13 protein-coding genes and 1 tRNA gene are annotated in these 11,557 nt (G+C 68.1%); 3 read left to right on the top strand and 11 right to left on the bottom strand.

Going from position 1 to position 11,557, the window contains the following annotated elements:
• Positions 1-67 precede the first annotated feature (67 nt).
• From rplA to secE, 4 genes are all read right to left on the bottom strand, one after another.
• The gene (gene rplA, locus BLW27_RS12395; RefSeq protein WP_089883705.1) at positions 68-772 is read right to left on the bottom strand and encodes a 50S ribosomal protein L1; all 705 of its coding nucleotides are present in this window, start codon (positions 770-772) and stop codon (positions 68-70) included.
• A gap of 4 nt (positions 773-776) precedes the next feature.
• Complete coding sequence (rplK, locus tag BLW27_RS12390; RefSeq protein ID WP_089883704.1) at positions 777-1,229, bottom strand: 50S ribosomal protein L11; 453 nt, start codon at positions 1,227-1,229, stop codon at positions 777-779.
• Between the two features lie 121 nt (positions 1,230-1,350).
• On the bottom strand, positions 1,351-1,884 hold the full coding sequence (nusG, locus tag BLW27_RS12385) for a transcription termination/antitermination protein NusG (RefSeq protein WP_089883775.1): 534 nt from the start codon (positions 1,882-1,884) through the stop codon (positions 1,351-1,353).
• A gap of 193 nt (positions 1,885-2,077) precedes the next feature.
• Entirely contained in the window at positions 2,078-2,275 is a 198-nt protein-coding gene (gene secE, locus BLW27_RS12380) for a preprotein translocase subunit SecE (RefSeq protein ID WP_089883703.1), read from the bottom strand.
• 310 nt (positions 2,276-2,585) lie between these two features.
• On the opposite strand from secE, the gene BLW27_RS12375 reads away from it, so the two are divergent.
• Positions 2,586-3,200, top strand: a complete 615-nt coding sequence (locus tag BLW27_RS12375) for a hypothetical protein (protein WP_143042254.1) — start codon at positions 2,586-2,588, stop codon at positions 3,198-3,200.
• A 153-nt stretch (positions 3,201-3,353) separates the two neighbouring features.
• Here BLW27_RS12375 and BLW27_RS12370 read toward each other — a convergent pair.
• Positions 3,354-3,429, bottom strand: a tRNA-Trp gene (locus BLW27_RS12370).
• Between the two features lie 486 nt (positions 3,430-3,915).
• Here BLW27_RS12370 and BLW27_RS12365 point away from each other — a divergent pair.
• Positions 3,916-4,143, top strand: a complete 228-nt coding sequence (locus tag BLW27_RS12365) for a hypothetical protein (protein ID WP_089883701.1) — start codon at positions 3,916-3,918, stop codon at positions 4,141-4,143.
• Positions 4,144-4,334: 191 nt separating this feature from the next.
• On the opposite strand, the gene tuf is transcribed toward BLW27_RS12365, so the two are convergent.
• The 6 genes from tuf to BLW27_RS12335 form a co-directional block, all read right to left on the bottom strand.
• On the bottom strand, positions 4,335-5,510 hold the full coding sequence (tuf, locus tag BLW27_RS12360; RefSeq protein WP_089883700.1) for an elongation factor Tu: 1,176 nt from the start codon (positions 5,508-5,510) through the stop codon (positions 4,335-4,337).
• A gap of 137 nt (positions 5,511-5,647) precedes the next feature.
• Complete coding sequence (locus tag BLW27_RS12355; RefSeq protein ID WP_089883699.1) at positions 5,648-6,211, bottom strand: hypothetical protein; 564 nt, start codon at positions 6,209-6,211, stop codon at positions 5,648-5,650.
• A gap of 215 nt (positions 6,212-6,426) precedes the next feature.
• A complete protein-coding gene (locus BLW27_RS12350; RefSeq protein ID WP_089883698.1) occupies positions 6,427-7,002 on the bottom strand; it encodes a cob(I)yrinic acid a,c-diamide adenosyltransferase in 576 nt (191 codons plus the stop codon).
• 1 nt (position 7,003) lies between these two features.
• Entirely contained in the window at positions 7,004-7,204 is a 201-nt protein-coding gene (locus BLW27_RS12345; RefSeq protein ID WP_089883697.1) for a twin transmembrane helix small protein, read from the bottom strand.
• A gap of 61 nt (positions 7,205-7,265) precedes the next feature.
• Complete coding sequence (locus BLW27_RS12340) at positions 7,266-8,096, bottom strand: SDR family NAD(P)-dependent oxidoreductase (protein WP_089883696.1); 831 nt, start codon at positions 8,094-8,096, stop codon at positions 7,266-7,268.
• Between the two features lie 49 nt (positions 8,097-8,145).
• Positions 8,146-8,853 carry an SH3 domain-containing protein gene (locus BLW27_RS12335; RefSeq protein ID WP_089883695.1) on the bottom strand — a complete coding sequence of 236 codons (708 nt, stop codon included), beginning with the start codon at positions 8,851-8,853 and terminating at the stop codon, positions 8,146-8,148.
• 218 nt (positions 8,854-9,071) lie between these two features.
• Between BLW27_RS12335 and BLW27_RS12330 the strand changes: the two genes are divergently transcribed.
• On the top strand, positions 9,072-11,492 hold the full coding sequence (locus BLW27_RS12330) for a DNA topoisomerase IV subunit A (RefSeq protein WP_089883694.1): 2,421 nt from the start codon (positions 9,072-9,074) through the stop codon (positions 11,490-11,492).
• Positions 11,493-11,557 lie beyond the last annotated feature (65 nt).

Raw genomic sequence — 11,557 nt, 5'->3', positions numbered from 1 at the left:
AACCGAAGCCGCCAACGAAAAAGGGCGGACCGGTCGGCCCGCCCTTCGTCATCTCATGTCGCCTACGTCAGGCCGCGCCGGTCGCGCTGTTGACGTCGACGGTCACGCCCGGGCTCATGGTCGAGCTGAGGGCGATCTTCTTCATGTAGGTGCCTTTGGCACCGGCGGGCTTGGCGGCCGAGACCGCGGCCACGAAGGCGCGGATGTTCTCGGCCAGCTTGGCCTCGTCGAACGACGCCTTGCCGACGCCCGCGTGCACGACACCGGCCTTCTCGGCCTTGAACTGCACCTGGCCGCCCTTGGCATCCTTGACCGCCTGGGCCACGTCCATCGTCACCGTGCCGACCTTGGGGTTCGGCATCAGGTTGCGCGGACCCAGGATCTTGCCCAGGCGGCCGACGATCGGCATCATGTCCGGCGTCGCGATGCAGCGATCGAACTCGATCGTGCCGTTCTGGATCGTCTCCATCAGGTCCTCGGCGCCGACGATTTCGGCCCCGGCTTCCTTGGCTTCGTCAGCCTTCGCGCCGCGGGCGAAGACCGCAACGCGCATCGTCTTGCCGGTGCCGTTGGGCAGGCCGACGACGCCGCGGACCATCTGGTCGGCGTGGCGCGGGTCGACGCCCAGGTTCATCGCGATCTCGACGGTCTCGTCGAACTTCGTCGCACCGGCGACCTGCTTGATCAGGCTGATCGCTTCCTCGACGGAGAGGTTTTCCTTGCCGGCAAAGGCTTCGCGGGCCGCGCGGGCGCGTTTTCCGAGTTTCGCCATGATCTTACCCCTTCACCTCGATACCCATCGACTTCGCCGAGCCGAGGATGATCTTCATCGCCTGCTCGACATCGGTCGCCGAAAGGTCGCGCATCTTGGCTTCGGCGATCTCGCGCACCTGCTTGGTGGTGACGGTAGCGATCGTCTCGCGGCCCGGCAGGACGGCACCGCGGGGACGGTTGCGCTTGCCCACGGGCTTCAGGCCGGCGGCCTTTTTCAGGTAGTACGACGCCGGCGGCGTCTTGATGTCCATGGTGAAGGACTTGTCCTGGTAATACGTGATCTCCGTCGGGCACGGAGCACCAGGTTCCATCTCCTGCGTCTTGGCGTTGAACGCCTTGCAGAATTCCATGATGTTGATGCCGCGCTGACCCAGTGCGGGGCCCACGGGCGGGCTCGGGTTTGCCTTGCCTGCAGGGATCTGCAGCTTCATCTTGCCGGCGAGCTTCTTGGCCATCGGCTCTTCCTTTCAACCGGCCCCGTGACGCGTCGCGGGGCGTTTCGTTGCGCGGTCAGGTCCGGACATCGCGATGCCCTCGCCTCCCACGGATGATGCGGGCGCGAACGCCCACCTTCCCTCAGCCCTCTTTCGAGACCTGGGTGAATTCCAGTTCGACCGGGGTTTCCCGGCCGAAGATCGACACCGCGACGCGCAGGCGCTGGTTGTCGTCGTCCACGCCCTCGACCGTGCCGTCGAAGCCCTCGAACGGGCCGTCGGTGACCTTGACCTTCTCGCCGATCTCGAAATGGATCAGCGTGCGCGGCGTCTCCTCGCCCTCCTGGACGCGGCCAATGATGCCGTCGACCTCGGCGTCGCGCATCGGCATCGGGCGGCCCTGCGGACCAAGGAAGCCGGTCACGCGGTTGATGCTGTTGATCAGGTGGTAGCCCTTGTCGGACATCTCCATGTGGACCAGCACGTAGCCCGGCATGAAGCGGCGCTCGGACGAGACCTTCTTGCCGCGGCGGACCTCGATCACCTCTTCGGTGGGCACCAGGACCTCGTCGATCTGGTCCTCGAGTCCCTGCTCGGCCACCGCCGTCCGGATCTGTTCGGCGATCTTCTTCTCGTAGTTCGAGAGGACGCTAACCGAATACCACCGCTTCGCCATCTGGCCCAACCCTTGTCCTTGCCGGCCGCGCCGGTTCATTCCATGTCGCGCCTTCGCGTCTTGCACTGCCCGGATGCGCGGAGGCGCGCACGGGAAGCAAAAAAGCGGCGCGCAACTCGAATCATTGCACGCCCGTCACGAAGTGGCGCGTGATTACCCGCGCACCCGCACGAGTTCAAGTGCCGTCGGCCGTCTAGCCGAAGATCGTCAGAACGCCCTGCAGGCCCTGCCGGATGAGAAGATCGACCAGCGCGAAGAAGATCGCTGTCAGCGTCGCCATGACGAAGACCATGATCGTGGTCAGCACCACTTCGCGGCGGGTCGGCCAGACGACCTTGCCCACCTCGGCGCGGACCTGCTGGACAAATTGAAGCGGGTTGGTGCGGGCCATCGCGTGAAAGCCTTCCTCGTGAACGTTCCGCGCTCCCTTACGCGCCCCCATGCGCGGACGCAAGGCCGCCGCCACGCGCGCACGCCCATCACAGGCACGCGAGCGAGGTTCACGAAACCCTGATCCGCAAACCCGACCGCCCGGATGCCTGTCGCGCCCTGCGCCCGCCACACGCGCGCAACAAGGGCGTTTCGAGCTGTCAGGCCGCTTGAAAAGCACGGAGGGTTCCGCAGGCGACGGCGGATGTTTCCCTCACGCGGCTCGGAACTCTTACGGCCAACGTATGTTCTTTTCCCAGACGGTGCGTCGTATGGCGGCGCGCCTGCTGCGACTGAAACGCAACGAAAGGATAGTTACGATGAAACGCATTTTCGCAACCACCGCCCTGACCGCAGTTCTGGCAACCGGCGCGTTCGCGCAGACCGAGGCACAGATTACCGAAGTCGAGCGCTTCCTGCCGAACGTCAACGTCGAGCTGCTGCCGGAAGAGACCGTTCAGGAACTGGTGACCATCGCCCACGGCGGCGGGTCGTTCGACGATCGCCAGCAGCGCATGCAGGCGCTGATCAACATCGATTCCGTGGTGACCGCGACCTTCACCGAAGCGCAGCTGGTCGAGGTCCGCACAGCCGTTCCGGACGTCGACATCGCCACCATGACCGATGCGCAGATTCTGCAGGCGCTGTCGATCGTTCGCTCGGCTGACGCCAGCGATGCAGAGCAAAAGATCCGCGCGATCGTCAACAGCGACGACGAAACGACGCTGATGCTGACCGACGCCGAGATCCGCGACATCCGCCTCATCGCGCCGGAGTTCGACCTGACGACCATCACGGCAGACGACGCCGTGGAACTGCGCGCCGCACTGGCAAGCGGTGACCGCGACCGCGTGATGACGGTGGTCGAGAGCATCGAAGCGATGTAATCGCCGCTTCATGGCACCAAGAAAGGCCGTCCCTCGGGGCGGCCTTTTTTCGTGCGCGGCTGTTCGCTGCGCACAAGACTTGCCTGTGCCCCCGCACCGCATGTGCAGAAAGGTTCGTTTTTCGGGTGGCACGCAGCTGGTCCGCGCGGGACCTGGCAGGGGCAGCAGGGCTCGAACCCGCGACCTACGGTTTTGGAGACCGTCGCTCTACCAACTGAGCTATACCCCTGCGATGAACGCGAGGTACGTCAACGCCTGCCGAAAATCAAGGCCCGTTCGCCCACTTCCGCGGCGCTTTTCGCCAGGCCGTCCGGACGGCCTCCTCTCGGCCCCAAGGGGCGGGCTCCGCGGCCGAAGCGCGTCGCCGCACCCGCGCCGCTTCTTCAAGAGGGCAGCTCGCGCGCGCACTCACCGCCACCGTGCGCCTGTGCACAAGGTTCCGCAGCCGCCGACGCCGCGAAGCGCCGCCGGAAAGCGCCTGAACGCCACGAAAAACAAGCCATTCGTGCGATTTTGCGACCCCTAATTTTTATCGTTTAAAGTCAATCACAAGATGCCGTTACCAGTGCAGTATCATCTTGTGATTTTGCTTTTTCCGGGCGCCCACCAGATGACGTTGTGTCGAGACGCACAGACCGCCGCACACGGTTGAGGCGGCACCAGTCTCGCAAGACACGCAACGGGCATTCCGCCCGGCGAACACAGGAGAACACACATGAAACGCATCATCGCATCCGCCCTCGTCGCCGCAGCGGCGCTCGGCACCGCAACGGCCGCCGTCGCCGCACCGACGCAAGGTCAGCTCAACGACATCGCGCGCTACGCCCCCGAGGCCGACCTCTCCACCCTGTCCGAGCGCGAGGTGAACGTGCTGCTGACCGTGATCCACGGCGGCGATTCCGAAAGCGAGAAGCGCAACGCCGTGCGCGGATATCTGGACTGACGACGCTCCCGCGCGCGGCGCGCCCTCTGGCGCGACGCCGCACGCCCCAAAGGCCGCTCCAACCGGGGCGGCCTTTTTCGCTTTCGCCCCCCCCCCCTGGACAATCGCGGACCGCAATGCGCGCGGCCCACGCAAAAGGGCGCCCCACCGGGGGCGCCCTTTCCTTTCGTCTCGGGCAGTTCGGCTGCGCCTTACTCGACGATCTTCGAGACGACGCCGGAGCCGACGGTGCGGCCGCCTTCGCGGATGGCGAAGCGCAGGCCGTCTTCCATCGCGATCGGGGCGATCAGGTCGACGACGAACTTCAGGTTGTCGCCCGGCATCACCATCTCGGTGCCTTCGGGAAGCTGGACCGTGCCCGTCACGTCCGTGGTGCGGAAGTAGAACTGCGGGCGGTAGTTCGCGAAGAACGGCGTGTGGCGGCCGCCCTCTTCCTTCGTCAGGATGTAGACCTCGCACTCGAACTTGGTGTGCGGGGTGATCGACTTCGGCTTGCACAGCACCTGGCCGCGCTCGACGCCTTCACGGTCGATGCCGCGCAGCAGCGCGCCGATGTTGTCGCCCGCCTCGCCGCGATCCAGCAGCTTGCGGAACATCTCGACGCCCGTGCAGGTCGTTTTCTTGGTGTCGCGGATGCCGACGATCTCGATCTCGTCGCCCACGTTGATCACGCCACGCTCGACGCGGCCGGTCACCACCGTGCCGCGGCCGGAGATCGAGAACACGTCCTCGATCGGCATCAGGAACGGCTGGTCGATCGCGCGCTCGGGCTGCGGGATGTACTCGTCCACGGCCTTCATCAGTTCGCGGATCTTGTTCTCGCCGATCTCGGGATCGCGGCCCTCCATCGCGGCCAGAGCCGAGCCCGCGATAATCGGGATGTCGTCGCCCGGGAAGTCGTAGGCCGACAGAAGCTCGCGCACTTCCATCTCGACCAGCTCGAGCAGTTCCGGGTCGTCCACCTGGTCGACCTTGTTGAGGAACACCACCATCGCCGGGATGCCGACCTGGCGGCCCAGCAGGATGTGCTCGCGCGTCTGCGGCATCGGGCCGTCGGCCGCGTTCACCACCAGGATCGCGCCGTCCATCTGCGCCGCGCCGGTGATCATGTTCTTCACGTAGTCGGCGTGGCCGGGGCAGTCGACATGCGCGTAGTGGCGCGCGTCGGTCTCGTACTCCACGTGCGCGGTCGAGATCGTGATCCCGCGGGCCTTCTCCTCGGGCGCGCCGTCGATCTGGTCATACGCGCGGAACTCGCCGAAGTACTTCGTGATCGCAGCCGTCAGCGTCGTCTTCCCGTGGTCGACGTGGCCGATCGTGCCGATGTTGCAGTGCGGCTTGCCGCGTTCGAACTTTTCCTTTGCCATCTTTCAGGACGCCTCGTGATTTAGGGGTCACCCGACCCGATGTTGCACCGCGCGCCGTGTATGGGGTCGGGACCGGAAAATCAAGCAGGTGTTGCCGGTTCCGGCGCGACCCTGCCGTCAGGCGCCGCCGCGGCTTGTCACCGCCGAACACACTCGACCGCGGCGCTCTCGCCTTCCCCGGCCGCGCCGAACCAGCCTTCGGTCTCCTGCATCTCGCGCAGCCACTCCTCGGTCTGGCGCGCCAGGCCCTCGGCCAGCAGGCGCACCTTGTCGGCGCGCGTGCGCGCGGCGCGCGAGATCGAGCCGTCGAGCGCGCGGATCACGGTGATCAGCTTGGTCTCCTCGTTCAGCTTGCGCTGCGCCGCGTCGTCCCACACCGTCACCCGCGCCGCCAGCGCCAGCCGCCCCGGCACCAACGGCGGCGGCATCGAGTAGGCCTCGACGCTGACGCCCAGGTGATAGCAGCGGCTGCCCCCGAACCGGCCGAAACGCGTCTCGAGCGCGCGATCCACCGCGGCGGTCCACGTCTCGGCGTCGACCGTCTCGGTCACCAGCATCGCTTCGAGGTTCGGCGCCACGACCTCAGAGAACCCGAGTTGGAAGTCGCCGAGCGGGTCGACCGGCCCCTCCAGATCGGCGGTCGGCGCGGCGCAGCCGGCCAGCGCGAGCATCGCGGCACAAAGGACAAGGGCGTGGCGCATCGGGTCTCTCCTGCGGGACGCGTCAGGGGTAGCCGGTTCACCGCTGACGCGCAAACAGGGTCGCGGCCGGCTGTGTCCGGTTCGCGCCTCGCGCTTCGCGCCGCTCCCTTCGCCGGACATGCCCCCGGCAGGCCCGCCGCGCCTCAGGCGCGGTCCGTTCCGGGCGCTTCGCGCCGTTCCCTTCGCCGGACCTGCACCGGCAGGTCCGCCGCGCCTCAGGCGCGGTTCGCTCCGGGAACCCACAAGACATCCGCGCGGCCGTCGTCGTTGGCGATGCGCGCCGCGACGAAGAACCAGTCCGACAGGCGGTTGAGATATTTCACCGCCGCCGGGTTGACCTCTTCCACCGTGGACAGCGCCACAGCCAGCCGCTCGGCCCGACGCGAGACCGTCCGGCAATGGTGCATGTGCGCCGCCAGCGCCGATCCGCCCGGCAGCACGAAGCTGCGCAGCGGCTCGAGCCGGTCGTTCATCGCGTCGATCTCCGCCTCCAGCCGCTCCACCTGGCTGGCATCCATCCGCAGCGGCGGGTATTCCCGCGCGGCATCCGCGTCCATGTCCGGCAGGCACAGGTCGGCGCCCAGGTCGAACAGGTCGTTCTGGATGCGCGCCAGCGCCGCGTCCGCACCGCCCTCCGCCGCCAGCCGCGCCAGCCCCACGACCGAGTTCAGCTCGTCCACGGTGCCGTAGGCCTCGACCCGGGGCGAGAACTTGGGGACCCGCGTGCCGTTGCCCAGCGCGGTCTCGCCCTTGTCGCCCGTGCGCGTGTAGATCTTGTTGAGAACGACCATGTCAGCTTCCCCTCATCCAGACGAACAGCAGGATCAGCAGCACCGCGACGAATTGCGCGGCGATCCGCAGCCGCATCAGCTTGTTGGCATATTTCTTGTTGAACTCGCCCCCCTTGGCGAAGCTTCCGATCCCGAACAGCAGGATCGCGACGACGGCGAGGCAGGCGATGCCTAGCGCGATGAACAAAGGATCTTGCAGCATGGTCCCTCCGGTTCCGACACGCAGCACATAGACCCGGACGGCCCGATTGCGAACCCGCCTTTCAGCCTTTCGACAGCACCCAGTCCAGCGCGCGCGTCGGAAGGACGCGTCGGGCCACGGCCATCAGGCGGCTGGGCGCGGTGATGTAATAGCGCGGCCGGGGGCGGGCGTCCTCGACCGCGCGGACCAGCGCGCGCGTCACGGCCGCGGGCGGCAACTCCCACCGGTCCTTGCCGCGATCCTCGTAAAGCCGCTTGAGCAGGCTCGATTCGTACTGCGCACGGCGGGCCGAGCCCTGCCAGTCGATCCATCGCTCGAAATGCGGAATGGAATTCACCCGGATGCGCGACGAGACCGGCCCGGTGTTCAGCGTGACCACGTGGATGGGCGTGTCGCGCATCTCGATCCGCAGCGTGTCGGTCAACGCCTCGGTGGCGTATTTCGTCGCGTTGTAGGCCGCCCGCCACGGGATCGAGACGTAGCCAAGGACCGAGGAATGGTTGACGATCCGTCCGTGCCCCTGCGCCCGCATCACCGGGATCACCCGCACCGTCAGGTCGTGCCAGCCGAAGACGTTGGCGTCGAAGATCGCGCGCAGGGCGTCGGCGGGCAGATCCTCGGCCGCGCCGGGCAGCGCGTAGGCGCCGTTGTTGAACAGCGCGTCCAGCGTCCCGCCGGTCTCCGCCAGGACCTCCTCCAGCGCCGAGGCGATGCTGGTCGGGTCGGTGTAGTCCAGTTGCGGCGCATCGACACCCTGGGCGCGCAGCCGCTCGCAATCGGCCGGCTTCCGGCACGCGGCGAAGACGCGCCAGCCACGCGCGCGCAAGCCGCGCGCCGCGTCCGCCCCGATGCCCGAGGAACAGCCGGTTATGAGGATCGTGCGCCTAGTCATGCGCCCGACCTAGGCGGGCGCGCGCCAAAAGGAAAGCCGGCGGGTATGCTCAGTTCGACGCCAACACCGCACCCCCGGCGGGTTCGAGATGGCGCGCCTCGGCCCAGCCGACGGCGTCGCCGTCCAGTGCCCGCAACTTCACCCAACCGGTGGCTCCGTCGCGCAGGATGGCCACGGGCTCTCCGCGCAGCAACTCCACCAGGGTATCGGCGCCCTCGGCCGGTCGCGCGTAGAGCGGCACGCGCGTGTCCGCGACGCGGCGGATGTCCGATGACACAGGATTGGCTTGCGCAGGCGCGGCGGCTTCGACGATGGCAGCCGATCCTGCGCCGAAGGCCGCGCCGGACCCGAAGGCCTCGCCCGAGCCGTTGTCGAAGGCCCTGCCCGATCCGTTCGCGAACGCGCCGCCCGACCCGTTGGCAAAGGCCGCGCCCGGCACGAAGCCGCGGCGGGGATTGTCCGGCAGGTCGATGGCGCTTGCGCTGGCCAGCACCACGTTAGCGTCCGGCGCCTTGGCCACCGCCCGTTCGCTCGCGATTGCGCGGGTTTCTGCCACATCGACCGCCGCCTGCCGTACCCGGGATTGACGCACGCCTTGTCCTGGTCCATCCAGAAGCCCGGAAAACAGCACCGGGCCCTCATAGCTGGGCTCGGCGAACAGGGTCAGCGACACGTCGCCGGGTTCGAACTCGGCGCCGCCTGAAAGTTCGTACCAGGCGACTGCAAGCAGCGCGAATGTGACGACGACGAGGCGCATGGCGTTTTCCTTCTTTGTCTTGCGCCGACAACGCCGGTCGTCACGCCGGGTTCCGCTCATTCGTGCCTCGCGGGGCCGTCACGCCCCGTCATGCGCTCCGCGCGCTTGCGCTGATGCGGCACCGACGGAATCCGCCCGGCGGAGATGCGGGACAGAATCCGCGCCGGCCGTCGCACAGCCGCTTTACCGCCCCGCCCCGCGCCGCTATCACCGCCTGCATGAGTGACGACGCGATCGAGCCCGCCCTTCCCCCACGCGATACCTCGGAACCGCTCAGCCGCGCGATCGGCGAGCGTTACCTGACCTACGCGCTGTCGACGATCATGCACCGGGCGCTGCCCGATGCGCGCGACGGGCTGAAGCCGGTGCACCGGCGCATCCTCTACGCGATGCGGCGGCTGCGCCTGTCGTCGACGGGCGGCTTTCTGAAATCCGCCAAGATCAGCGGCGACACGATGGGCGACTTCCACCCCCACGGCGACAGCGCGATCTACGACGCGATGGCGCGTCTGGCGCAGGATTTCACCATCCGCTACCCGCTGGTCGACGGTCAGGGCAACTTCGGCAACATCGACGGCGACAACCCGGCAGCCAGCCGGTACACCGAGGCGCGCATGACCGTGATGTCCGAGGCGCTGCTCGACGGCCTCGACGAGAATGCCGTCGATTTCCGCCCGAACTACGACGGCCGCCTGAACGAACCGGTCGTGCTGCCCGCCGCCTACCCGAACCTGCTGGCCAACGGCGCCTCGGGCATCGCGGTCGGCATGGCCACGAACATCCCGCCGCACAACATCGCCGAATTGATCGACGCCTGCATCCACCTGATCCGGCACCCGAACGCCGGCGACGAGACGCTGCTGCAATACGTCCCCGGCCCCGATTTCCCCACCGGCGGCGTCATCGTCGAGCCGGCCGAGACGATCGCGCAGGCCTACGCCACGGGCCGCGGCTCGATCCGCCTGCGCGCCAAGTGGGAGGTCGAGGACCTCGGCCGCGGTCAGTGGCAGATCGTCGTGACCGAGATCCCCTACCAGGTGCAGAAATCGCGCCTGGTCGAGCGGCTGGCCGAACTGATACAGACCCGCAAGGTGCCGATCCTCGCCGATGTCCGCGACGAATCCGCCGAAGACATCCGCATGGTGCTGGAGCCCAAGTCGCGCAACGTCGACCCCGACGTGCTGATGGGCACGCTGTTCCGCAACTCGGACCTGGAAACCCGCTTCGCGCTGAACATGAACGTGCTGATCGACGGCGTGACGCCCAAGGTCTGCTCGATGAAGGAGGTGCTGCGCGCCTTCCTCGACTTCCGCCGCGACGTGCTGATCCGCCGCTCGCGCCACCGGATGGCGAAGATCGACAACCGGCTGGAAGTGCTCGAGGGGCTGATCGCCGCCTTCCTCAACCTCGACCGGGTGATCGACATCATCCGCTACGACGACGACCCCAAGGCCGCGCTGATGGTCGAGGACTGGTCGAAGGCCCACCAGGCGGGAATCCCCCGCGCCACCGACCAGCGCGACTACGTCTCGCCCCTGCGCGGCACCGATCCGAAGACCCTGACGCTGGTCGCCGATCCCGACGCGATCGCGCCGGCCGAGCTGGGCGACGAGTCCGGCCGCGGCGTGCCGCAGCGCTATGCCGGCCACGAGGACGGCCTCTCGGACGTGCAGGCCGAGGCGATCCTCAACATGCGCCTGCGCAGCCTGCGCCGGCTCGAGGAACTGGAGCTGCGCGCCGAGCGTGACCGCCTGATGGAGGAGCGCGCCGGCCTCGCCGACCTGCTCGACGACGAGGATTCGCAGTGGCGCCGCATCACCGAAGAGCTGCGCGAGACCCGCAAGCGCTTCGGCAAGGACTATGCCGGCGGCGCCCGCCGCACCGCCTTCGCCGAGGCGACCGAGGTCGAAGAGGTCCCGCTCGAGGCGATGATCGAGCGCGAGCCGATCACCGTCGTCTGCTCGCAGATGGGCTGGATCCGCGCCATGACCGGGCACATCGCGCTGGACCGCGAGCTCAAGTTCAAGGACGGCGACGGCCCGCGCTTCGTCTTCCACGCCGAGACGACCGATCGCCTGCTGGTCTTCGGCTCGAACGGCCGGTTCTACACGCTGTCGGCGGCGGGCCTGCCGGGCGGCCGCGGCATGGGCGAACCGCTGCGCCTGATGGTCGACCTGCCCAACGAGGCCGAGATCGTCGACCTGTTCATCCACCGCCCCGGCGAGAAGCTGCTGCTGGCCTCCAGCGCCGGCGACGGCTTCATCGTCCCCGAGGACGAGGTCGTAGCCCAGACCCGCGCCGGCAAGCAGGCGCTCAACGTGCGCGCGCCCGCCCGCGCGAAGGTCTGCCGACGTGTCGACGGCGACCACGTCGCCGTGGTGGGCGAGAACCGCAAGGTGCTGGTCTTCGCGCTCGACGAGCTGCCCGAGATGGCGCGCGGCAAGGGCGTGCGGCTGCAGAAATACAAGGATGGCGGGTTGTCCGACGCCCGCACCTTCACCCTGGCCGAGGGCCTGACCTGGCGCGACCCCGCCGGCCGCACCCGGACCGAAACGCAACTCGATGAATGGCTGGGCAAGCGCGCCGGCTCCGGCCGCATGGCACCGCGCGGCTTCCCCCGCGACAACCGCTTCACCTGACCGCGCTCGCCCGCGCGCGGCGGTCAGCGGGACGGCGGGCGGGGCGATGCGCCGACAGGCGCGAG

The sequence above is a fragment of the Citreimonas salinaria genome, assembly GCF_900107235.1.
Lineage (GTDB): Bacteria > Pseudomonadota > Alphaproteobacteria > Rhodobacterales > Rhodobacteraceae > Citreimonas > Citreimonas salinaria.
This window is presented reverse-complemented; position numbering and strand designations above follow the sequence as displayed.

What these genes read in the sequence shown, in the direction of transcription:
- rplA (WP_089883705.1), bottom strand. Translation starts at nt 772, where the DNA reads ATGGCGAAACTCGGAAAACGCGCCCGCGCGGCCCGCGAAGCCTTTGCC.
- rplK (WP_089883704.1), bottom strand. Translation starts at nt 1,229, where the DNA reads ATGGCCAAGAAGCTCGCCGGCAAGATGAAGCTGCAGATCCCTGCAGGC.
- nusG (WP_089883775.1), bottom strand. Translation starts at nt 1,884, where the DNA reads ATGGCGAAGCGGTGGTATTCGGTTAGCGTCCTCTCGAACTACGAGAAG.
- secE (WP_089883703.1), bottom strand. Translation starts at nt 2,275, where the DNA reads ATGGCCCGCACCAACCCGCTTCAATTTGTCCAGCAGGTCCGCGCCGAG.
- BLW27_RS12375 (WP_143042254.1), top strand. Translation starts at nt 2,586, where the DNA reads ATGGCGGCGCGCCTGCTGCGACTGAAACGCAACGAAAGGATAGTTACG.
- BLW27_RS12365 (WP_089883701.1), top strand. Translation starts at nt 3,916, where the DNA reads ATGAAACGCATCATCGCATCCGCCCTCGTCGCCGCAGCGGCGCTCGGC.
- tuf (WP_089883700.1), bottom strand. Translation starts at nt 5,510, where the DNA reads ATGGCAAAGGAAAAGTTCGAACGCGGCAAGCCGCACTGCAACATCGGC.
- BLW27_RS12355 (WP_089883699.1), bottom strand. Translation starts at nt 6,211, where the DNA reads ATGCGCCACGCCCTTGTCCTTTGTGCCGCGATGCTCGCGCTGGCCGGC.
- BLW27_RS12350 (WP_089883698.1), bottom strand. Translation starts at nt 7,002, where the DNA reads ATGGTCGTTCTCAACAAGATCTACACGCGCACGGGCGACAAGGGCGAG.
- BLW27_RS12345 (WP_089883697.1), bottom strand. Translation starts at nt 7,204, where the DNA reads ATGCTGCAAGATCCTTTGTTCATCGCGCTAGGCATCGCCTGCCTCGCC.
- BLW27_RS12340 (WP_089883696.1), bottom strand. Translation starts at nt 8,096, where the DNA reads ATGACTAGGCGCACGATCCTCATAACCGGCTGTTCCTCGGGCATCGGG.
- BLW27_RS12335 (WP_089883695.1), bottom strand. Translation starts at nt 8,853, where the DNA reads ATGCGCCTCGTCGTCGTCACATTCGCGCTGCTTGCAGTCGCCTGGTAC.
- BLW27_RS12330 (WP_089883694.1), top strand. Translation starts at nt 9,072, where the DNA reads ATGAGTGACGACGCGATCGAGCCCGCCCTTCCCCCACGCGATACCTCG.